23 protein-coding genes are annotated in these 19,710 nt (G+C 74.0%); 15 read left to right on the forward strand and 8 right to left on the reverse strand.

All coding sequences use genetic code 11. The features are described from left to right. Window positions 1–316: 316 nt before the first annotated feature. From KBY32_RS23900 to KBY32_RS23910, 3 genes are all read left to right on the forward strand, one after another. Window positions 317–1,132 carry a class I SAM-dependent methyltransferase gene (locus KBY32_RS23900; protein ID WP_210981556.1) on the forward strand — a complete coding sequence of 272 codons (816 nt, stop codon included), beginning with the start codon at window positions 317–319 and terminating at the stop codon, window positions 1,130–1,132. Window positions 1,133–1,295: 163 nt separating this feature from the next. After that, window positions 1,296–1,541 (forward strand): DUF5133 domain-containing protein, encoded by a 246-nt coding sequence (locus KBY32_RS23905; RefSeq protein WP_055623131.1) that lies wholly within the window; start codon window positions 1,296–1,298, stop codon window positions 1,539–1,541. Window positions 1,542–1,601: 60 nt separating this feature from the next. Then, window positions 1,602–2,705, forward strand: coding sequence for a hypothetical protein (locus KBY32_RS23910; protein ID WP_210981557.1), 1,104 nt, complete (start codon window positions 1,602–1,604; stop codon window positions 2,703–2,705). A gap of 10 nt (window positions 2,706–2,715) precedes the next feature. On the opposite strand, the gene secD is transcribed toward KBY32_RS23910, so the two are convergent. The 4 genes from secD to KBY32_RS23930 form a co-directional block, all read right to left on the reverse strand. Continuing rightward, complete coding sequence (secD, locus tag KBY32_RS23915; protein ID WP_055623133.1) at window positions 2,716–4,929, reverse strand: protein translocase subunit SecD; 2,214 nt, start codon at window positions 4,927–4,929, stop codon at window positions 2,716–2,718. A 72-nt stretch (window positions 4,930–5,001) separates the two neighbouring features. After that, window positions 5,002–5,367, reverse strand: a complete 366-nt coding sequence (locus tag KBY32_RS23920) for a hypothetical protein (protein ID WP_210981558.1) — start codon at window positions 5,365–5,367, stop codon at window positions 5,002–5,004. 99 nt (window positions 5,368–5,466) lie between these two features. Further along, on the reverse strand, window positions 5,467–6,132 hold the full coding sequence (locus KBY32_RS23925) for a response regulator transcription factor (RefSeq protein WP_210981559.1): 666 nt from the start codon (window positions 6,130–6,132) through the stop codon (window positions 5,467–5,469). After that, window positions 6,129–7,091, reverse strand: coding sequence for a sensor histidine kinase (locus KBY32_RS23930; RefSeq protein WP_210981560.1), 963 nt, complete (start codon window positions 7,089–7,091; stop codon window positions 6,129–6,131). The genes KBY32_RS23925 and KBY32_RS23930 overlap by 4 nt, the downstream gene beginning before the upstream one ends. A gap of 377 nt (window positions 7,092–7,468) precedes the next feature. On the opposite strand from KBY32_RS23930, the gene KBY32_RS23935 reads away from it, so the two are divergent. The 6 genes from KBY32_RS23935 to KBY32_RS23960 all read left to right on the forward strand — a co-directional run bounded on the left by KBY32_RS23935 (window position 7,469) and on the right by KBY32_RS23960 (window position 11,128). Then, entirely contained in the window at window positions 7,469–7,804 is a 336-nt protein-coding gene (locus tag KBY32_RS23935; RefSeq protein WP_210981561.1) for a TraR/DksA C4-type zinc finger protein, read from the forward strand. A 54-nt stretch (window positions 7,805–7,858) separates the two neighbouring features. Next, entirely contained in the window at window positions 7,859–8,230 is a 372-nt protein-coding gene (locus tag KBY32_RS23940) for a TraR/DksA C4-type zinc finger protein (RefSeq protein WP_055623138.1), read from the forward strand. Continuing rightward, window positions 8,227–9,036 carry a rod shape-determining protein gene (locus KBY32_RS23945; RefSeq protein WP_308293784.1) on the forward strand — a complete coding sequence of 270 codons (810 nt, stop codon included), beginning with the start codon at window positions 8,227–8,229 and terminating at the stop codon, window positions 9,034–9,036. Before KBY32_RS23940 ends, KBY32_RS23945 begins: the two co-directional genes overlap by 4 nt. An 83-nt stretch (window positions 9,037–9,119) precedes the next feature. Continuing rightward, window positions 9,120–9,755: a hypothetical protein gene (locus KBY32_RS23950; RefSeq protein WP_210981562.1), complete on the forward strand. Its 636-nt coding sequence runs from the start codon at window positions 9,120–9,122 to the stop codon at window positions 9,753–9,755. Window positions 9,756–9,855: 100 nt separating this feature from the next. Beyond that, on the forward strand, window positions 9,856–10,032 hold the full coding sequence (locus tag KBY32_RS23955) for a hypothetical protein (RefSeq protein ID WP_210981563.1): 177 nt from the start codon (window positions 9,856–9,858) through the stop codon (window positions 10,030–10,032). 133 nt (window positions 10,033–10,165) lie between these two features. Continuing rightward, window positions 10,166–11,128, forward strand: coding sequence for a YihY/virulence factor BrkB family protein (locus tag KBY32_RS23960; protein WP_210981564.1), 963 nt, complete (start codon window positions 10,166–10,168; stop codon window positions 11,126–11,128). Between the two features lie 119 nt (window positions 11,129–11,247). Here KBY32_RS23960 and KBY32_RS23965 read toward each other — a convergent pair whose 3' ends face one another. After that, window positions 11,248–11,679, reverse strand: a complete 432-nt coding sequence (locus KBY32_RS23965) for a DUF6003 family protein (protein WP_055623142.1) — start codon at window positions 11,677–11,679, stop codon at window positions 11,248–11,250. 278 nt (window positions 11,680–11,957) lie between these two features. Here KBY32_RS23965 and KBY32_RS23970 point away from each other — a divergent pair, with 278 nt between their 5' ends. The 4 genes from KBY32_RS23970 to KBY32_RS23985 all read left to right on the forward strand — a co-directional run bounded on the left by KBY32_RS23970 (window position 11,958) and on the right by KBY32_RS23985 (window position 15,010). After that, window positions 11,958–12,161 (forward strand): cold-shock protein, encoded by a 204-nt coding sequence (locus tag KBY32_RS23970; protein WP_007502648.1) that lies wholly within the window; start codon window positions 11,958–11,960, stop codon window positions 12,159–12,161. A gap of 90 nt (window positions 12,162–12,251) precedes the next feature. Next, complete coding sequence (locus KBY32_RS23975) at window positions 12,252–13,880, forward strand: DEAD/DEAH box helicase (protein ID WP_210981565.1); 1,629 nt, start codon at window positions 12,252–12,254, stop codon at window positions 13,878–13,880. Window positions 13,881–14,135: 255 nt separating this feature from the next. Further along, window positions 14,136–14,567 carry a phage holin family protein gene (locus KBY32_RS23980; protein WP_181890244.1) on the forward strand — a complete coding sequence of 144 codons (432 nt, stop codon included), beginning with the start codon at window positions 14,136–14,138 and terminating at the stop codon, window positions 14,565–14,567. After that, on the forward strand, window positions 14,564–15,010 hold the full coding sequence (locus tag KBY32_RS23985; RefSeq protein WP_055620200.1) for a DUF3618 domain-containing protein: 447 nt from the start codon (window positions 14,564–14,566) through the stop codon (window positions 15,008–15,010). The genes KBY32_RS23980 and KBY32_RS23985 overlap by 4 nt, the downstream gene beginning before the upstream one ends. Window positions 15,011–15,069: 59 nt before the next feature. Here the strand turns inward: KBY32_RS23985 and KBY32_RS23990 are convergent, their stop codons facing one another. Then, entirely contained in the window at window positions 15,070–15,945 is an 876-nt protein-coding gene (locus tag KBY32_RS23990; RefSeq protein WP_210981566.1) for a protein kinase, read from the reverse strand. Beyond that, window positions 15,942–16,721, reverse strand: a complete 780-nt coding sequence (locus KBY32_RS23995) for a serine/threonine protein kinase (RefSeq protein WP_210981567.1) — start codon at window positions 16,719–16,721, stop codon at window positions 15,942–15,944. Before KBY32_RS23995 ends, KBY32_RS23990 begins: the two co-directional genes overlap by 4 nt. A 364-nt stretch (window positions 16,722–17,085) precedes the next feature. Here KBY32_RS23995 and KBY32_RS24000 point away from each other — a divergent pair, with 364 nt between their 5' ends. Then, entirely contained in the window at window positions 17,086–18,321 is a 1,236-nt protein-coding gene (locus KBY32_RS24000) for a PP2C family protein-serine/threonine phosphatase (RefSeq protein WP_210981568.1), read from the forward strand. A gap of 100 nt (window positions 18,322–18,421) precedes the next feature. Further along, window positions 18,422–18,880, forward strand: coding sequence for a universal stress protein (locus KBY32_RS24005; RefSeq protein WP_210981569.1), 459 nt, complete (start codon window positions 18,422–18,424; stop codon window positions 18,878–18,880). 14 nt (window positions 18,881–18,894) lie between these two features. On the opposite strand, the gene KBY32_RS24010 is transcribed toward KBY32_RS24005, so the two are convergent. Then, window positions 18,895–19,677, reverse strand: coding sequence for a DUF899 family protein (locus KBY32_RS24010; protein WP_210981570.1), 783 nt, complete (start codon window positions 19,675–19,677; stop codon window positions 18,895–18,897). Between the last annotated feature and the right edge of the window lie 33 nt (window positions 19,678–19,710).

Here is a 19,710-nt window from a genome sequence, read left to right on the forward strand (position 1 = left end):
GCTGTCACCTTGGGCATGGGACCGTGGGCACGCAACGCCGCCCTGACCGACTCGATACGCCGAGGAGAGCCGACCGTGAGTCCGGCCGTCATGCTGATCGAACGCCGCAGCCCCGTGGTCGGCTGACGCCCGCGCGCTGCCCGTGCGTTGGGCCGATCGGCTCAGCCTCGGTGTGTCTCGGCGCGCCTCGGCCGTACGGGAGGGTCCGCGTGCAGGATCGGTGCGGGGGCGGCCACCTGACGGGCCGCCCCCGCTCCCCTCACCGCCGCGCGACGAGGTCCGCCATGACACTGCACACCCGTACGCCGGTGGCGCCATGAGGCCCGCCGAGGAGGGGGCGGAACCCGGCTCCGGTCGCTACGGCGAGACCGTCTTCCGGCCCGGACAGCAGGGCGAGGGGGAGCGCATCGACTACGGCGCCCTCGCCTACGACGACGTCACCGTGGCGCGGCTGCGGGCGCTCGGCGCCGGGCCCGGGTGGCGCTGCCTGGACGTGGGCGCGGGCACCGGCACGGTCGCGCGGCGACTGCTGGACGAGGCCGGCGTGGACAGCGTCCTCGCCGTCGACCGCGACGTCCGCTTCCTCGCCGAGCGGGCCGTACCCGGCCTGGAGGTACGCGAAGCCGACGTCACCGCACCGGACTTCGGGCCCGGCCGCTTCCACCTCGTCCACGCCCGCTTCGTACTGATGCACCTCCCGGACCGCGAGCGGGTGATCCGGGTGCTGCTGGAGTGCGTGGAGCCCGGAGGCTTCCTGGTGCTCGGCGACGCCGTCGACCTGACGAGCGACCGCACCCCCGAAACCCCCTACACACGTGTGATGCGCGCGATGTGGCAGGGCCTGCGGGACACCATCGGCACGGACGTCACCCGGGTGCCGTCGTATCCACGGCTGCTGCGCGCGTCGGGACTCGAACGGGTCGCCGCCGAGATCCATGTACCGCCACTGGAGCCGGGCAGCCCCATCAGCCGCTTCTGGGCCGACACCTGGGACCGCAGCCGGGAGGCGCTGCGCGCCACGGGCCGCGTCGACGACGCGGCCGTGGACGAGGGCATCCGGTATCTGTCCTCGGACGCGTGCGCCGACCTGTCGGCAGGGCTGCTGACGGCCTGGGGACGCAGACCCGTGTGAAATTCCGTGCAGGGTGCAGGCATGGACCTTTCGACCCGGGGCACCTGGTGATCAGCTCGGTGCCGGACCTGGTGCCGGGCGGTGTTGCGCGGGGACGGACTCGGTTCCTCCCGCGCGGGGAGTCGGCCGTACGACGGCCTTGTCTCGGGAGAGAGGAATCGCCATGATCCTGCCGGCGGAGAAGGAACTGCGCAGCGCCCTGGCCCGGTTCGCGGAGGCGCGTATCGCTCACGACGTCCTTCCCACCGGCCGCACCAGCCGGGTGCTCGAGGACGCCACCTACACGCTGTGCGTGATGACGGGTGCCCGGACCGCCGACGACGCGCTCAAGGCCGCGGACGCCCTGCTCGAGCGCTACGGCGCCGACCGCCGGGAGGGCAGGCCCGAGGACGAGACGCTGGCCGCCTGAGGCGATGTCAGTGGCCTGACCTAGGGTTCCACCAGAGTCCCCGGACCCTGTGGAGCCCACGTGTCCCGCCCTGCCCGCCTCGTCGCCTCGCTCGACGCCCCCTCGCCTGTCACCGGCTTCGACACGGCCCCGTGCCTGATGTCCGGGCCGGGCGCCCGGTTCCTCGTCCAGCGCGACGACACCGAGCTGATCGTGTGTGAACTCGCGGGCTGGGCGCCGGGCTCGACGATCCGTTTCCCCGCGCCCTGGCCGCCGGAACTCGGCTCGTGGGCGCTGTCGCCCGGCGCCGACCTCGCCGTGTTCGCGGGGCGGCACGCCCTGCGCGCCGTCGACCGGTCGGGCCGGACGCGCTGGGAGCTTCGGCACCCCTGCTGGGCGGGGTGCGCGGGACACACGGACGCCTCCGAGTACGTGGGCGACCGGGACCACCGGTACTCCGGCAGCGGCTCGGTCGCCTTCGCCACCGACGGCAGGCTCGTCTGGGCGCACATACCCGGCCCCTCGGCGGACGGGGACGCGGACGGGGACGACGGCCCGGAGGTGTGGCTGGTCCTCGACGCCGCCGACGGCACGGTGCTGGCCCGCGTCGCCACGGGGACGGTGGCGGCCGGTTCCGTCCACGTCCCGCACCCCGACCCCGGCCGGATGGGCCTGAGCGTCGGCGAGGGCCAGGACGGCTCGCCGCTGCTCTGGGGCCGATGGGACGGTAGCCGGCTCACCGTGGACACCTTCGGCGGCGAGGACCGCGTGCTGCTCGCGGTGAGCCCCACGGGGGACCGCCTGCTCACCGTGACCCACGACCAGGACACCCTCGCCGTGCACCGCGCCGCCGACGGCTCGGTGACGGCCGCCCTGGACGCGGAAGCCGTTCCCCCGCACCCGGCGGCCGAGGAGGACGCCGGGGACGCCGAGGCCGACGAGATCCGCGCGTACTTCGACTACGAGGGCGGCTTCGTCGACGAGGAGACCGTCGTGGTCGGCACCACCGAGAGCGACGAGGAGTACGGGGCGGGCCGGCACTGGCTCGTCGCCCCGGCCTCCCCGCGCCCGCTCGACCGGATCACCTACCCGCGCGAGGTGTCCGGACCGCCCAGGGCGCTGGGTGACGGCACCTGGTACACGGTGTCCGCCGCCGACAGCGCCCTGCACGTCTGGGCTCTGTGACCGTCACCCCTTACGTGCGCCGGTGCAGTTCCACGGCGAGCGGGGTCGCCGTGAACATCGACGAGTACGTGCCCACCGCGACCCCGATGAGCAGGGCCAGCGCGAAATCGGTGAGGGAGTCGCCGCCGAACACCGCGAGAGCGGTCAGGATGAACGCCGCCCCCATCCCGGTGTTGACGGTGCGCGGCAGCGTCTGCAGCAGCGCCCGCTCGGCGACGGTCGCGAAGGGTGCCTCGGGCTTACGGCGCATCAGATCCCGGACGCGGTCGAACACGACGACGGAGTCGTTGACCGAGTAGCCGATGACGGTGAGCAGCGCCGCGAGGAAGACACCATCGATCGGCTTGCCCAGCCACGCGAAGATCCCGACGAGGATCACCACGTCGTGGGCGAGCGCGGCGACGGCCGCCGAGCCGAACAGCCAGCGGAACCGGGCGGACAGATACAGCAGTTGGGCGCCCAGGGCGACGGCCAGCGCGATGAGCGCGCCCTGGCGCAGCTCCTTGCCCAGGCTCGGTCCGATCGTCTCGTCCCGGAGCTTGTCGGCCCCGTCGCCCACCGCGTCGACGGCCTCGGTGACGGCCGCCGCCTCGGCGTTCGTCAGCCGGTCGGTGCGCACGCTGATCCGCTGGTCCCCGGACTCCTGTACGACGGCCCCGGGGAACCCGGCGTCGGCGAGCGCGGCGCGGGCCCGGTCGGGGTCGACGGGGGAGGAGGTGCCGTACTCGATGAGCCGGCCGCCGGTGAACTCGACACCGAAGTCCAGGCCGCGCACCGCGATGCCCGACGCCGCCAGCACCAGCGCCGCCGCGGACAGGGCCAGCCAGCGCCGGGGGTGCCGCATCAGCCGGGGCGCCCTGAGGGTCAGCCGGTCCCGGACCGCGCCGGTGTGCGCGATCCCGGTCAGCCGCGGCCGGCGGCGCAGCCAGGCCCGGTTGACGACGGGGTCGGCGAGGACGCGGGTGACGACCAGCGCGCTGAACATGGAGGCGAGCACACCGATGCCCAGCGTGACGCCGAAGCCGCGCACCGGCCCGGAGGCCAGGAAGAACAGCAGCCCGGCGGCGATGAGCGTGGTGATGTTGGAGTCGGCGATCGCGCTGAACGCGCCCCGGAACCCCGCCGTGAGGGACGACCGCGGGCTGGGCCGCCGGCGGGCCGCGTACTCCTCGCGGGCGCGCTCGAAGACGAGGACGTTCGCGTCGACGGCCATGCCGATCGCCAGGACGAACCCGGCGAGCCCCGGCAGGGTGAGCGTGGCGCCGAGCGCGACCAGCGCGGCGTAGGAGATCAGGCCGTAGCAGGCCAGCGCGACGACGGCCAGGAAGCCGAGCAGCCGGTACACGGCGATGATGAACACGCCGGTCAGCGCCGTGCCGACGATCGCCGCCCAGGCGCTGGCCGTGATGGCCTCGGCGCCCAGCGTCGGGCCGACCGTGCGCTGTTCGACCGTCTCGACGGGCACCGGCAGCGCGCCGCCGTTGATGAGCAGGGCGAGTTCCTTGGCCTCGTCGACGGTGAACGAACCGGTGATCTGGGTGGAGCCGCCGGTGATGCCGGTGCCGCAGCCGACCGAGGGGTCGACCTGGGGCGAGGAGATCACCTTGTCGTCCAGGACGATGGCCACCCGCCGCCTCGCGTCCCCCGCGGGATGGCAGGCGGCCTCTCCGGTCAGCCGGGCCCAGCCGTCGCCGCTGCCTTTGAAGTCGAGGGCGACATGCCAGCCGGCGCCGCCCTGCTGGTCGAGGCGTGCCGCGGCCTCCTCGACGTCCTTGCCGGTCAGCTCGGCCGCCGCCAGCCGCAGCGGCTGCCCCGACTCGTCCTTCAGGACGCGCGGACCGTCGGCGCCCGCCATCGTGCCGTCTCCATCGGCAGCCGTGCCGAGGACCTCGTGGAAGGTGAGCTGCGCGGTACGGCCCAGGACGTCGGCGGCCTCGGTCGGGTCCTGGACGCCGGGCAGTTCCACGACGATCCGGTCGGTGCCGGAGCGGGACAGGGAGGGCTCGGCGACGCCGAGCGCGTCGATACGGTCGCGCAGCACCTCCAGGGTGCGGTCGGTGGCCTCGGCGGGGGAGTCGCCCTCGCCGGGGCGGGTCTCCAGGACGATCTGCGTGCCGCCGCGCAGATCGAGCCCGAGGCGTACGGGCTGGGTGAACGAGACGAACAGGGACAGGGCGATCACGGCGAGGGCGAGCAGCCCTCTGATGCGCAGGGCGCGGTTCACGGGTGGCCTCCGGCAGGCACACCCCGGCCACGACGGTGACCGGGGGTCGGGAAGGAAAGGGAACGACGTGCGTCAGATGCCGGAGGTGTAGGGCGGAGCGCGGCGGTGGGGGGTCGGGGCCGGGTGGGCGTGGGCCGGCGCGAGTGCGGCCGTACGGAAGACATGGGCCTGCGGGGGCTCGCTGTGGGGCTCGTGGCGCGACGCCGGCTCGGCGGGTGTCGCCGGCCGTTCGGCGGGGGCGTCACCCTGGCCGCGGACCACGGCCGGGCGGACGTGGTCGTGTCCGTCGTCCGCCCGCGGTGCGCTGCTGCCCGCCGAAGGCGCGGGGGAGGGGTGCGGGGCGCCGTGGACCGGAGGGCTCAGCAGCGCCAGGAGCACGGCGAGCAGGACGGCGACCGGCCCCGTGGCACGGGGGACGGACCGTGCGGTGCGCGCCATGCCTCGTCCCCCTCTGGTCGGGTGCGGTGGAGCCGTGGTGCGCCCGAGGATCCTGGCCGGGGAGTAGGCGGCCGGGACCCTCGGGCAGTGGGAAGGGGGTCAGGGCTCGATGAGCCCCGCCCGGATGGCGTAGCGGGTGAGTTCGAGACGGTCCCGCAGGCCCAGCTTGTGCAGCAGGTTCGCCCGGTGCCGGTGGACCGTCTTGATGCTGATGAAGAGCAGCTCGGCGATCTCCTTGGAGGAGTGGCCCTCGGCGACCAGCTTCAGCACCTCCTCCTCCCGGGGCGTGAGGACCTGCCCAGGCGGCTCCTCGCCGTGCCGGACCCGGTCGAGGTAGTTGCGGATCAGTGCGGTGACCGCGCCCGGATACAGGAAGGGCTCGTCGCGCACGGCGGCGCGGCAGGCGGTGACCAGGTCGCGGTCGGCAACCGACTTCAGCACATAGCCGCTGGCCCCGGCCTTCAGCGCCTGGAAGAAGTACTGCTCGTTGTCGTGCATGGTCAGGATCAGCACCCGCACGTCCGGCTTGAGCGCGTTGAGTTCACGGGCGGCCTGAAGGCCCGTCATCCGGGGCATCGTGATGTCCAGGACGGCCAGGTCGACGCCCTGGCCGCGGGCCAGCGCCACGGCCTCGGCGCCGTCCCCGGCCTCCGCGACGACCTCGAGGTCCGGCTCCCGGTCGAGGATCAGCCGTACCCCGCGCCGTACCAGCGCGTGGTCGTCGGCGAGGAGGATGCGGATCACGGGTGTGTCGGTGGTGGTCATGACTGCTTTCCGGGGACGGACGGGACGGGCACCGCGAGACGGACCTGTGTTCCGGCGCGCGGTTCGGAGGTGATGTCGAGCGCGGCACCCACGAGCAGGGCCCGCTCCCGCATGCCGCGGATCCCGGCGCCCTCGCGCGCGACCCCCGTGCCGCGGCCGTCGTCCTTGACGGTCAGGGTCACCGTGCCTCCGGTGTGCTTCAGACTCATCTCGACCTTCGCCGCCTCGGCGTGCCGGGCCGCGTTCGTCAGCGCCTCCTGCGCGACCCGGTACAGCACCAGCTCGCTCTCCGGGTCGAGCTCGGGCAGGTCGGCGTCGAAGGAACGGCTCACGCGCAGCCCGGTGTGCGTGGCGAACTCCGTCGCCAGCGAGGTCAGCGCGCTCACCAGACCAAGGTCCTCCAGGACGCCCGGCCGCAGCCGGCGAACCAGCCGGCGGACCTCGTCCAGGCTCTCCCGGGTGATCTCCTGCGCCTGCTGCAGCTCACCGCGCAGGGGCTCGTCGGCCTCGTCCGCCGCCTTCTTCAGCACCAGCAGGATGGCGGTCATGCTCTGGCCGACCTCGTCGTGCAGCTCCTGGGCGATACGGCGTCGCTCGCCCTCCTGCGCGAGCAGCGCCCGCGCGCTGCTGGCGGCCCGCTCGTGCTCGAGCCGCTCCAGCATGGCGTTGAACGTGCTGATCAGTTCCGCGGTCTCACCCCGCCCCTGCTCCGGCAGGCGCTGGCCCGGACGCAGCAGGTCGACGGTGGTCATGAGCTTGGTGAGCCGGCCCAGCGGGGCCAGCCCGATGCGCAGCAGGGCGGCGTTGGCGATGAGCATGACGGCCAGGCCGCCCACCAGGATGATCGCCTCGGTCAGCAGCACCGGTACGGAGACGGTCACCGGCGCCCACAGCAGCAGCGCGGTCGCCGTACCCAGCACCACAGCGTTGAGCGCGAAGATCCGCCAGAACAAGGACACCGCGATGACGCCTCTCTCTTTGTGACAGGGCTCTGTCCACCCTTTCGGTCACCGCGTACCCCGAGCATGAGCTACGGCCATGGCTGCGGACCGGCCTGAGCCCCAGCTTGCTCGTGGCGGACGCGTCCGTCGATGGGTGCCAGTGCCCATTTCCACCGGTGGGAGCCGTGCCGACGACTGGCTGGACGGTCAGTAAATGGGTATCGCGCCCGATGGGATTCGCGCGCGGGATCGGCCACGGTGGGGGCATGACCCAGCCACCGTGATCCCGGCCCCCGTATCCGCCAGGCCTGCCGCCGGCAGGTCTTCTCCGTATGCGCCCGGCCCCATCACGAGATGCCGGCCCCGTCACGAGCGCCACGACCCTAGGACCCGCCATGTCTCTCGACACCACCCCCTCCGACTCCGCTCACCGTCCCCAGCAGGCGACGGCCGACGAGATCCGCCGGCGCCTGGAGCACGAGCGCGCCGCCCGGCTCACCCAGCTGCGGGCCCTCGCCGAGGCCGGGGAGGAGGCGGAGGCCGAGCAGCTGATGTCAGGGCAGAAGGAGACCCTGGAACGCGTCCTCAAGGAGATCGACGCCGCCTTCGCGCGCGTGGAGGCCGGCGGCTACGGCACCTGCCAGGGCTGCGACCGGCCGATCCCGGCGGAACGCCTGGAGATCCTGCCGTACGCCCGGTACTGCGTGCCCTGCCAGCGCGCCACCACCTGACGACCCCGTCCCTCTCCGCCCGTCTCCGTCTCCCGCCCTGCCCGAAGGGGTGAAGTGGTGAACCAGATCACCGGTGACCGCACCGCGGCCCTGTCGGCCGAGGACCTCGCCGCGCTCCGCGAGAACCTGCACGAGCAGCTCCTGTTCCGCCGGGAGCAGCTCCAGCAGCTCACGGCCGCGGCCCTGCCCCGCGCCGAGGCGCTGCGCGACCGCCAGGCCGCGGGCCGCGTCGAGGTGGGCGTCAAGCTCGCCGCCTCCGCGCGCATGGTCCTCGCCGACGTCGAGGCGGCCCTGGCCCGTATGGACGACGGCACCTACGGCACCTGCCGTCTGTGCCGCCGGACCATCGACCGCGAACGCCTGATGATCGTGCCCCAGGCCCGCTACTGCGCGCGGTGCCAGCAGGTCAAGGAGGCCCAGCGGTGACCGCGGTCGACCCGCACGCGGCCCGGGCCCGGCACCGGCCCTGGCCGCGGCGGTGCCCCGGCATCGCCCTCGACCTGGGCAGCGCCCGCACCCGCGCGTGGATGCCGGGCCACGGCCTGCTGTTCGACGTCCCCACCGTGACGTTCGGCGACGGCCCCCTGCACCCCATACGGCGCGGCGTCATCGTCGACACCCCCGGCACCGCCCGGATGCTCGACCGGCTCCTCGGCCACCGGCTGCCCCGCCTGGGCCGGCCCCTCGTCATCCTGGCGGCGCCCGTCCTCGGCGGCATGGCGTTCCGTACTGAGGCCCGTACGGCGGCCGAGGCGCTGCGCCCGCAGAGCGTGCTGACGGTGCCCGCGGCGCGGGCCGTGGCCGAGGCGGCGGGCGCCGACCTGGGCCGGCCCCTGCTCGTGGCGGACATCGGCGCCCATGTCACCGACGTCGTCCTGCTCATCGACGGCACGGTGGCCGACGCGCGCCGCACGGCGGTGGGCACCGGCGACATCGACCGGTCGGCGCCGCCCGCGCGCATCACCGAAGCGGTCATCGCTATGGTGAGCGCGATCCTGGACGACACCCCGCAGACGCGGGGCGCCCTGCGACGCGGCATCCTCCTGGCGGGCGGCGGTGCCCTGCGCCCCGACCTCACCTACCGCCTGACCGAGCAACTGCAGGCCCCCGTACGACCGGTGCCGGCCCCGCACACGGCCGCCGTACGCGGCGCGGCGGCACTCCTGCAGTCGGCGCACGGCCATCCGTCGGTGGCCACGCCCGCTTCCGGCGACTCCCCGCACCCGCACTAGACCAGGCTGCTCACGAACCCCTGCGGACGCACGTCCGCAGGGCATTCGCGCATGCCCGCCGACCGCACCCGGAAGGAGCCCCCATGGCCCGCGCGATCCCCCCGGCACAGCCACCCCCCGAACACCCCGACCCCGACGAACCCCGCCACGCCCTGACCTGGCGCTGGCGGCGCAACCCGTTGCGGCGGCCCGCCGACCTCGCGCAGGCGTGGATCGCCCTCGGCCTGTTCCTCGCCGTCCTCGCGGCCACCCCCGTCGCCATGGTCCTGACCGGCGACGCCGCCCACCGCCACTATCTGCGGACGGCCCGTCAGCAGGCCGCGACCCGCTACGAGGTCACCGCCGTCACCGAGCACGACGCACCGCGCCATCTCGAACCCGGCAGCGACGAGGCGGGGAAGGCCCGCTACCCGGTCACCGTCCGCTTCACCGACGACGCCGGCCGCACCCGCACCGCCGAGGCCAAGGTGCCTCCGTCGACGCCCGCGGGCAGCACGATCCGTGTGTGGGCCGACACCGAAGGACGTATCACCGAGCCACCCCTGACCCGGGATCAGATCCGTGACAGCGCCCTGGGCTGTGCCGTGCTCGCCGCGCTGGCCGTACCCGTCGCCGGAGCGGTCGCCCACCGCTGGGCCGTCCGCCGGCTGGAGCGGCGCAACCTCGCCCGCTGGGACGAGGACTGGGCCCGTACGGCCCCGCGCTGGACGGTGCACTGACCCCGACGTCGTACCCGATCTTCGTGTTCCGATTGTCGAGACGACAGCGGCGCGGAATGCCAGGTGCCCACCCGCGCACGCTCCGCACCCGCCGATCGACATGACCGTCAAGGCGCCGGCGTCCGGCGGCGCGAGCGGCTCGCCCCGGCGGATCACGATCAGTACGGTGATGGAGTCCACCGACTGCGGCACCGACGTCGAGGCCGAGGCCCCGCCCGCCGGCCGGGTCGCCGACGTCACCGACCAGGCGGCGCGCCAGGGCCGGAAGCAGAGCTGACCCCGTCCGAACCTGCCTGGGCCCGGCCTCCGCGGGCCGGGCCCACGGCTTTACCGCCGGGAGAGGTGGAGCGGGACCGTTCCCGGGCATGCGGTCACGGAACCGCCGTACGACGAGGGAGCGCCGAGCCACCATGGGTACCGCCGTCCGTGTGCCACAGACCCGGGACATGATCGGGGAGGAGCTCTCCGGCGACGAGGCGTTCACCGCCCTGCGCCACTACGGAGGATGGCGGCTGCTGACAGACTCCTTCGCCCGCTTCCGCTACGCCGACGGGTTCAGCAACGCGCGTGCCCTCGCCTTCCAGGTCGTCCTCGGCCTGGTCCCGTGCACCGTGGCGCTCGTCGGACTCGCCACCTCCGTGCACACCGAGGGCGTCGGCGACATCATCGAGCGCACCCTCGGCCGGATCGTGCCGGGCGCCAGCGCCGACATCGTCGCCGACGCCTTCGAGGGCACCCGGCGCACCGCCCACGGCGACGTGTGGAGCACCCTCGCGCTGTGGCTGGGCCTGGGCTTCGCCCTGCTCAACCTCGCCTCGGCCATGGGGCAGATCGAGCGGGGCGCCAACCGCATCTACGGCATCGAGCGGGACCGGCCGTTCCCGCGCAAGTACGCCCGCGCGATGGTGCTCGCGATCGCCGCCGGCCTGCCCCTGGGGCTGGGCTTCGTCGCCCTCGTCGCGGGCGAGGCCCTCGGCGACGCCGTGGCGGAGTCAGCGGGCCTGGAGGGTGGCTCGCCGTGGTGGTCGGTGCTCGACGTGCCGGTCGGGCTGGTCCTCGCCTGGGTGGCCTCCGCCGTGATCTTCCGCTGGTGCCCGCGCCGGGTGCAGCCCGGCTACACCTGGCTCGCGTTCGGCTCGGCCGTGCACCTCGTGCTGTGGGTGGCGGCCACCTGGCTGCTCGCGCTGTACGTGGAGGGCAGCGGTGCCTTCGGCGCCCTGTACGGGCCGCTGACCGCGTTCGTCGCCCTGCTGCTGTGGGCCAACCTGACGGCCGTCGCCCTGTTCCTCGGCATCGCCTTCGCGGCCCAGCTGGAGGCGGCCCGCGCGGGGATCGCGTCAGCCGTCCAGCCGGATCCCGGGCCGGGCGGCTGACCCGCGGGGCGGCTGTCAGCCGCCCGTCCAGCCTGGTCCAGGGCGGGCGGCTGACCCGCAGGGCTGTGCCGGCCGTCCAGCCAGGCCCGGGAGCGGGCGGCTGCCCCTTGGGCCGCCCGTCAGCCGCGCGCCGCGGCCGTCACCGTCGCGGGGTCCACGCCCGTCAGTTCGACGATGCGGTGCGGGGCGACACCGGCGGCCAGGGCCCGCCCGATGAGACCGTCCCGGCCGTCCGCGCAGTCCCGCCACGCCAGAAGCTCCTCCTCCAGACGGGCCAGCGGCTCCGGCGCGGTCGTGTGCCGGACCCGGCTCAGCTCCTCGTCGCCGAGCGGGACGGGCAGCCGCTCGGCGCCCTCCGGGATGGCCCCGGTCTCCTCCGGCGGCAGCAGCCGCAGCCGCGGCGAGGTCGCGGTGACACCCTGGGCGTCCAGCCAGGCGCGCACCGCCGGGGTGTCCATACAGGCGAGATCACCGACGGCGGCCGGGGCCACGCCCAGCGGCGCGGTGGGGTCGTCTTCGTCCAGCAGGAACAGGTACGCGTCCTCGGTCATCCTGGATCCTTCTCCACAGGGGCTCGTCCGACTGCCCGGCCGGGGGCCGGTGGACGTCCGCTTACCCCGCCAGGACGGCCTTACCGCTCCAGCTCAGGGATGCCCGGACCCGGCGTGCCGACGGGTGTGACCGGCCGAGCTGTGCTACGCTTTCAGAGTTGCAGTTGTGGTACCCATGAACCTATGTGCGCCTGACGGGAATGCTTATCCATCAGGCGCATATTTCGTTTTTACCGGCTTCTCCGGATGGGGCCTCTGCCTATCAGAAGGAGAACGTCATGGCACAGGGAACCGTGAAGTGGTTCAACTCCGAAAAGGGTTTCGGATTCATCGAGCAGGACGGCGGCGGCCCTGACGTCTTCGCCCACTACTCGAACATCGCGACGCAGGGCTTCCGCGAGCTCCAGGAGGGCCAGCGGGTTTCCTTCGACGTCACGCAGGGCCAGAAGGGCCCCCAGGCGGAGAACATCGTCCCCGCCTGATTGCCGGACGTATTCCGCTCACCGGGGTCCGCATCCTTGTGATGCGGACCCCGGTTTGTGCTGTTTCCAGGAAGGCAGAGAGAGAACCGCATGGCCCGCAGACCCCAGAAGTCCAACAGGCGCGCTTCGGCACCCGCCACGCCCACGCCGTCGCACAGGGAATTCCGGCTGCCGGAGAACACGACGCCCGCACTTCCCGCCGTCGAGGACTTCGCCGGTCTGGACATGCCCGAAGCGCTGCTCAAGACGCTCGCCGCGCAGGGCGTGACCACCCCCTTCCCCATCCAGGCCGCCACGCTGCCGAACTCGCTCGCCGGACGCGACCTGCTCGGCCGCGGCCGTACCGGCTCCGGCAAGACGCTCGCCTTCGGCCTGGCCCTGCTGGCCCGCACCGCCGGACTGCGCGCCCAGCCCAAGGCGCCCCTGGCCCTCGTGCTGGTGCCCACCCGTGAACTCGCCCAGCAGGTGACGGACGCGCTGACGCCCTACGCGACCGCCGTCAACCTGCGCCTGACCACCGTGGTCGGCGGCCTGTCGATCACCAAGCAGGCCGGTGTGCTGCGCCGCGGCGTCGAGGTGCTGGTGGCCACCCCCGGCCGGCTCAACGACCTCGTGGAACGCGGCGACTGCGTCCTCGACCAGGTGCGTGTCACCGTGCTGGACGAGGCCGACCAGATGACAGACATGGGCTTCCTGCCGCAGATCACCAAACTGATCCAGCAGGTACGGCCCGACGGCCAGCGGTTGCTCTTCTCGGCCACCCTGGACGCGAACATCGACCGTCTCGTGCAGCGGTTCCTCACCGACCCCGTCGTGCACTCCGTGGACCCGTCCGCCGGAGCGGTGACGACGATGGAGCACCATGTGCTCCACCTGCTCGACGAGACCGACAAGAAGGCCGTCACCACCCGTATCGCGGCCCGTGACGGCCGGGTCATCCTCTTCCTGGACACCAAGCGGTCCGCGGACCGGCTCGCCAAGCGGCTGCTGTCCGTCGGCGTCCGCGCCGCCGCCCTGCACGGCGGACGCTCGCAGCCGCAGCGCAACCGCACGCTCGAGCAGTTCAAGAACGGCGACGTCACCGCGCTGGTGGCGACCAACGTCGCGGCCCGCGGCATACACATCGACGACCTCGACCTCGTCGTGAACGTCGACCCCCCGACCGACCACAAGGACTACGTCCACCGGGGCGGCCGCACGGCCCGCGCCGGCGGCTCCGGCAGCGTCGTCACGCTCGTCCTGCCCGAGCAGAAGCGGGACGTCACCCGGCTGATGTCGGAGGCGGGCATCCGTCCGCGCACGTCCCGGATCACCTCCAGCGACGCCGCTCTGGCCACCATCACCGGCGCCCGTGAACCGTCCGGCGTGGCCGTCACCCTCCCGGTGCCCGAGCAGCCCCAGCCGGCGGCGTCCCGCCCGGCCCGCAAGAACGGCGCCGCCAAGCCGGCGGCCTCGCGCGGCGGCCGACGGCGCCGTGCCGAGGGCCAGGCCAAGGCGGCGCCCGAGGCCGCCGCCCGCAAGACCGGACGCGCCTCCACCGGCCGGTCCGGGTCCGGCGCGACGGGCCGATCCGGGTCCGGCGCCACGGCCGCCACCGGCACCTCGGCGGGCGGCGCGCGACGCGGCGGCCCGCGCAGGTCAGCGACCGGCGGGGGAGCCGCGGCCGGTCGTACCGCGGACCGCCGCGGCGGCGGCCGTAGCGGCGGTCGTACCGCCTAGACCCCAGCCGCCCCGGCCGACCAGCCGACAGCACCGAGGGCCGGTCCTCCGCGCCCCGCGATCACGCGGGCGCGGAGGGCCGGCCCTTCGGCGTTCGACGGGCCCGGCGCACGCCTCGGAGGCGTGGAGGTGGCGTGAAGCAGTCATCCGACCGGCATTCGTTTGTCGTGAACGGGACTTTCGGGGTACTCGCCCGCTCAGCGGACGGCGCTGCGGCGCCTTCCTGCCAGAACCGAGAGACGGGAGGTGATCGCCATGGCGTCGGACACCCGGACGCGCCCCCTCGCCGAGCAGCAGACGGCGAAGTCGGAGCCGGTGGGCGAACTCGTGCAGCGCGCCTCGCAACAGCTGACGGAGCTGGTGCGGGCCGAACTGCACCTGGCGCAGGCGGAGATGAAGGAGAAGGGCAAGCGGTACGGCAAGGGGGGCGGGCTCTTCGGAGGCGCCGGCCTGGTCGGGTTCCTCATGCTCCAGGCACTCGTGGCCACGGCGATCGCTGCGCTGGCGGTACCGCTGCCGGTGTGGGCGGCCGCCCTCATCGTGACGGCGGTGCTCGGCGTGATCGCCGCGGTGATGGCGCTGACCGGCAAGAAGCAGGTGTCGCGGGCCGCCCCGCCCAAGCCCGAACAGACGATCGAGAACGTCAAGGCCGACGTGGCCGAGATCAAGGAGAGTGCGCACCGATGACTCAGCCGCCCCACGACAAGCCCACCGCCGAGTCCCCCGAGGAACTGCGCGCGCAGGTGGAGCACACCCGGCATGAACTCGGCACCACGGTGGAGGCCCTGGCGGCCAAGGCCGATGTCAAGACCCGGGCCCAGGAGAAGGCCGCCGAGGTGAAGGTCCAGGCGGCCGACCGGGCCGGCGCGCTCAAGGAGCAGGCCGCCCACAAGGCCGAGGAGGTCAAGGCCAAGGCCTCGGACGCCACGGCCCGCGTGCAGGCCAAGGTGCCCGACCAGGTCAAGGAGACCGCGGAACAGGCCGGCCGGCTGTGGCACGAGAAGGCGCCCCAGCCCGTCCAGGACAAGGCCGCCCAGGGTGCGCGGATGGCCAGGGAGCACCGTGGCCTGCTCGTGGCCGCCGCGGCGCTCGGCGTCTGCGTGTGGCTGATGCGCCACGGCAAGCACTGACAGGGCCACTGCCCTGATCCAGCGGGATCGACGCCGTCGTACAGGCGTCGATCCCGCCGTCATGTTCCACGTCGATCCCGCCGCCATGTTCTACGACGGTCTCCGACCCGCGTGACCAGCGACGCCGCGGTGTGCGGCAGCCGGGAGGCGTGGTCCGGGGCCAGACAGTCCGCGATGAACCGGTGCCATCCCCCGTCCAGGGAGGGGTGCAGCCGCAGCGGGGCGTTGCCGCGGGCGTAGGCCTGGGCGGCGAGCGCGCGGGCCCGCGCGTGGAGGCCGGGGAACGGGTGGTGCCCTCCGGTGAGGACCTGGTGGGCGAGGACCCCGAAGGCCCAGATGTCGGCGGTGGCCCGCAGCACCATGCCGTCGGCGCTCCTGCGCCGGGACCACCACTCGGGCGGCCGGTGGTCGAGCGTGCCCAGCGGGGGGGTACGGGCGTACACGCCGTCAGGTTCCGACGTCAGGCCGAAGTCGGCGAGCCGCACCCCATCGCGCGGGCCCAGCAACACATTGGCGGCGGTGACATCGCCGTGCACCCACCCCAGGCCGTGCAGATGGGCCAGCCCGGCCGCGACCCCGTGGAGCAGCCGTACGGGGTCCGGGCCGGGGACACCGGCGTCCAGCGCCTGGCGCAGGCCGACGTCGGCCCGGTCCATGACGAGGGCGACGGCACCGGCCGGCTCCGGCGCGTCGATCCGGTGGACGGCACGGGTGCGCAGGAGGTGCGGATGGTCGGCCCGGGTCCCGAACCACGCCTCCCGCTCCACCAGGTCGTCCGGCGCGGACACCACCTTGACCGCGGCCGGCGCACCCCCGGGCAGCGACCGGGCCTCGTACACGAGGCTCCGGCCGCCCGAGCCGATCACGGCGCCCAACTCCCAGCCCCCGACGCGGAAGCCCACCGGGAGGCGGGGCTCCCGGTCGCAAGGGGTCACGCCCCGTCCCCTGCCGGGGCGACGCGCCGGCGGGGCGGGAGCAGCGCGAGGTGTTCCTCCCGGACCAGACCGAAGCGCAGGGCGAGCGAGGCGAGCCGGGCGCGCTTGGCCCCCGTACGCCCCTCCTCGTCACCGGTGTCCCCGCCGAGGTCCAGGCGGAGCTTCGTGCGGGCCAGATAGTCGATGTGGTAGTTCACGGCGGAACGGGTCAGGCCACCGCGGCCGTCCAGGGGCCGTAATCGCCGGGCGATGTCGCCGGCGCCCGGCAGCGCGCCGTCCGGCACCCCGCGCAGCCGCGGTTCGCACAGCGCGACGAGCACCAGGAAGTACTTGGCCGTCGCGTCCAGCGCGAAGGGGTGCACGGTGTGCTCGCCCCCACCTGGCGCGCACCGCTCGTCGAGGTAGGCGTGCTGCGGGGCGAACACCGTGAACCCGGCGTTCCCGTCCAGGGCGGGCAGGACCACCCGGGAGAACTCGAAGGGCACCGGCGCGCCGAGCCGTCCCGGCGCCACGGTCAGATACTCCCCGCCGCTCTCCATGTTCTCCACCACGTACGCGGAGTCGCCGCTGAAGTTCGACAGCCGCCAGTAGTCCCCGGCGGCCTCCAGCAGCCCCGCCCGCCGGGACACGCCCGGATCGAGCAGGGCGACGAAGCGGCCGGCCCGCTCGCCGGGCAGGTCGCGCCCGAACTCGGCCGTGTCGCCCGGCCCCAGGTGCAGCAGTTCGCCGGCGCCCGGCCGGGACGGGCCGGACGGCTGAACGATGATCGTCTCCAAGCCGGTGTCTCCCCCGAGATGACGCCGAGCGGCAGCCGCTGCGGGCCCGGCGTGACAGACGCGTGGAATCGCCCGGGGCGGCGGTCGGCGGATGGTCGGTCCGCTCCCGCCCGGTGCGACACCACGAGCATCACCGCACCCACGGACCCGCCGCAACCACCCGTGCCGGACCCGCCGCCCTGGAACCGTCCCGCCCTCTGCGGCCTGCGGCGATACGGGCGCCTGGGATGCCGGCGGGCCCGGGGCCCGGCTCGGATGCGCGGAGCCCACCGGGAAGCCGGGCGGCGGCACCCCGCCTAGATTGGAACTGACCGCTTAGATTGGTACTGACGGCGAACGCGCTCGGGGGACGCGGGGAGCGCGCATGACGGCGGACATCGAATTCACGGCCTTCTTCGACGCCACACCGAGCCCGTATCTCGTCCTGGACACGGACCTGGTGATCCGTTACGCCAACCCGGCCTATGTGCGGGTCATCGGCCGCACCGCCGACGAACTGGTCGGCAAGCGCTTCTTCGACGCCCTGCCGGAGAACCCGGGCGCCGAGCAGGCCGAGGACAACCTCAGGGACTCCCTGAACCGGGTCCTGAACAGCGGGAAACCGGAGACCCTGGTCCTCCAGCGCTACGACGTCCCCGCCCGCGACGGGGCGGGCGGCTTCGAGGAGCGCTGGTGGTCGGAGATCCACACCCCGATCGCCGGTCCGGACGGCGCGGTGCGGTGGATCGTCCAGCGCGCCGACGACGTCACCGGGTTCGTCCGTTCCCAGCGGACTCAGGAGCCGGCCGGCGAGTTCACGGACCTGTGGAAGGGCATGGCGGCCGAGCTGTACGTCCGCGCCCGCGAGGTGCACCGGCTGAACCAGGAGCTGCGCCAGGCCCACGCCCGCGAACGCCAGATCGGCGTGGCGCTCCAGGAGGCCATGCTGTCGGACCCCGACCTCGATCTGCACCACGACAACATCGCCGTGCGCTATCTGCCCGCGGCCTCCTCGCTCAACGTGTGCGGCGACTGGTACGACGTCGTCGACCTGCCGCCCGACCGCTACGCCGCCGCGGTCGGCGACGTGGTCGGGCACGGGCTGCACGCCGCCGCCGTCATGGGCATGCTCCGAAGCGCCCTGAGCGCGGTCATCCGGGCCACCCCCAGCCCGGCCCAGGCCCTGGAGGTGCTCGGCCTGTACTCCCGCTCGGTGGAGGGCGCGACGGCGGCGACCGCGGTGAAGGTCCTCGTCGACACCCGCAGCCGGCTGATCATCTACAGCAACGCGGGGCACCCGCCGCCCGTCCTGCTGCACACCGACGGCTCGTGCGAGCTGCTGGACAAGGCGACCGACCCGCCCCTGGGCACGCGTGAGCACCATGTGCCCCGCCCCCAGGCCGGCGTCTCGTACCAGCCGGGCGACACCCTCGTGCTCTACACCGACGGCCTCATCGAACGGCGCGGGGAGGACATCGACGTCGGCCTGGCCCGGCTCACCTCCGCCCTCGCCCAGGACGGCACGCTCGGTCCCGACCAGCTGGCCGACGCGCTGCTCGCCCGGCTCGACGTCGCGGGCGGTTCCTCCGACGACATCGCGCTGATCGTCATCCGCCTCTGATATCTCCGACGCTCGTGACTCCCCGGCCGGCCCTGTGGGACTGCGGCGGGCGGCCATCGGGCGGAGGCTGGAGCCCGGGCCGTCGAGCCGAGGAGGAAGCATGGCCGAGCAGGCTGAGGGAGCGGACCGGGTCGTGGTCGGGGTGGACGGCTCGGACGCGTCCCGGGAGGCCCTGCGCTGGGCCGTGCGGCAGGCGCGACTCACCGGGGGGAGGGTGCGGGTGCTCGGCGCCTGGGTGGTCCCCCAGTACCACGGGGCGCTCGGCTGGCTGCCACCGGAGAGCACCGACGAGGCGGCCCTGGAGGAACGCGCCCGCGACGAACTGACCACGGCCGTCGAGGAGACGCTGGGGCCACGGCCGCCCGTCGAGGTGCGGACCGAGGTGCGCTACGGCGCCCCCGCCGGGGTCCTGGTCGACGCGTCCCGTGACGCCACCCTGCTCGTGGTCGGCAGCCGGGGCCGCGGCGGCTTCGCCGGTCTGCTCCTCGGGTCGGTGGCCCAGCACTGCGCCCAGCACGCGGCCTGCCCGGTGGTGGTCGTCCGCGCCACCGGGCAGTAGGGCCGGGTGGGCGGTCAGTGGCAGGGACCCCTCCGGCCGAGGGTCGTCTCGGGGGTCGCGCCCGGCCGCGTCCACTGCGCGGCGGGGCGGCTCGTCGGGCCCCAGGTCGCCCGGCCGTCGGCGTCCGTGCGCCAGTACCAGCAGGGTTCGCCGGCCGGGGCCGTACCGCCCTCGGGGTGCTCCTCCCACGCCTCACCGCGCCCGTGGGGCGTCATGTCGAGCAGGGCGAGCGAGGGGTTGGCCGGTTCGTTGCCGCGGCCCGTCGTGCTGTAGGTCAGGAACGCGCGGTCGCCGTCGCGCAGATAACTGGTCAGATAGCCCATCGCACCGCCGACCGGCTCGTCCACGCCGCGCACCGAGTACCAGGGCTGGGTATAGCCCATGAAGTCCACGAAGGCGGCCACCTCGTCCCAGGGGCCGGTGGTCACGATGGCGAAGGAGACCCCGCGGGCGTTCAGGTACACGGCGTCCCGCAGATGCCAGGCGACCGTCGTGCAGCCCTCGCACTGGCCCTGCGGCGGGGTGTCGTCGTACCACATGTGCTTGTAGACGAGGAGTTCGTCGCGGCCCTCGAACAGGTCGAGGAACGGGAGCGGGCCGTCCGGGCCGACGACCTCCGTCGTGGCGTCGAACTCCACCATCGGCAGCCGGCGCCGGTCCGCGGCGAGGGCGTCGCCCGCACGGGTGTGGGCCTTCTCCCGGACCAGGAGCTCGTCACGGGCCTTCTGCCAGGTGGCCAGGTCGACGACGGGGCGGCCGGGCCGCTCGGTGTCCAGGTCACGAGATGTGGACGTCATGGTGTCCTCCGGGTCGGTGCACGGCGTTGTGAG

Origin of the sequence: Streptomyces sp. RK62, from assembly GCF_018070255.1 — a bacterium.
Classification (GTDB): domain Bacteria; phylum Actinomycetota; class Actinomycetes; order Streptomycetales; family Streptomycetaceae; genus Streptomyces; species Streptomyces nigra.

Bases quoted from the DNA above. Each gene is read 5' to 3' on its own strand.
- KBY32_RS23955 (WP_210981563.1), top strand. From the start codon at position 9,856: ATGACCGTCAAGGCGCCGGCGTCCGGCGGCGCGAGCGGCTCGCCCCGG.
- KBY32_RS23905 (WP_055623131.1), top strand. From the start codon at position 1,296: ATGATCCTGCCGGCGGAGAAGGAACTGCGCAGCGCCCTGGCCCGGTTC.
- KBY32_RS23920 (WP_210981558.1), bottom strand. From the start codon at position 5,367: ATGGCGCGCACCGCACGGTCCGTCCCCCGTGCCACGGGGCCGGTCGCC.
- KBY32_RS23980 (WP_181890244.1), top strand. From the start codon at position 14,136: ATGGCGTCGGACACCCGGACGCGCCCCCTCGCCGAGCAGCAGACGGCG.
- KBY32_RS23900 (WP_210981556.1), top strand. From the start codon at position 317: ATGAGGCCCGCCGAGGAGGGGGCGGAACCCGGCTCCGGTCGCTACGGC.
- KBY32_RS23925 (WP_210981559.1), bottom strand. From the start codon at position 6,132: ATGACCACCACCGACACACCCGTGATCCGCATCCTCCTCGCCGACGAC.
- KBY32_RS23975 (WP_210981565.1), top strand. From the start codon at position 12,252: ATGGCCCGCAGACCCCAGAAGTCCAACAGGCGCGCTTCGGCACCCGCC.
- KBY32_RS23960 (WP_210981564.1), top strand. From the start codon at position 10,166: ATGGGTACCGCCGTCCGTGTGCCACAGACCCGGGACATGATCGGGGAG.
- KBY32_RS24010 (WP_210981570.1), bottom strand. From the start codon at position 19,677: ATGACGTCCACATCTCGTGACCTGGACACCGAGCGGCCCGGCCGCCCC.
- KBY32_RS24005 (WP_210981569.1), top strand. From the start codon at position 18,422: ATGGCCGAGCAGGCTGAGGGAGCGGACCGGGTCGTGGTCGGGGTGGAC.
- KBY32_RS23965 (WP_055623142.1), bottom strand. From the start codon at position 11,679: ATGACCGAGGACGCGTACCTGTTCCTGCTGGACGAAGACGACCCCACC.
- KBY32_RS23985 (WP_055620200.1), top strand. From the start codon at position 14,564: ATGACTCAGCCGCCCCACGACAAGCCCACCGCCGAGTCCCCCGAGGAA.
- KBY32_RS23950 (WP_210981562.1), top strand. From the start codon at position 9,120: ATGGCCCGCGCGATCCCCCCGGCACAGCCACCCCCCGAACACCCCGAC.
- KBY32_RS24000 (WP_210981568.1), top strand. From the start codon at position 17,086: ATGACGGCGGACATCGAATTCACGGCCTTCTTCGACGCCACACCGAGC.
- KBY32_RS23935 (WP_210981561.1), top strand. From the start codon at position 7,469: ATGTCTCTCGACACCACCCCCTCCGACTCCGCTCACCGTCCCCAGCAG.
- KBY32_RS23970 (WP_007502648.1), top strand. From the start codon at position 11,958: ATGGCACAGGGAACCGTGAAGTGGTTCAACTCCGAAAAGGGTTTCGGA.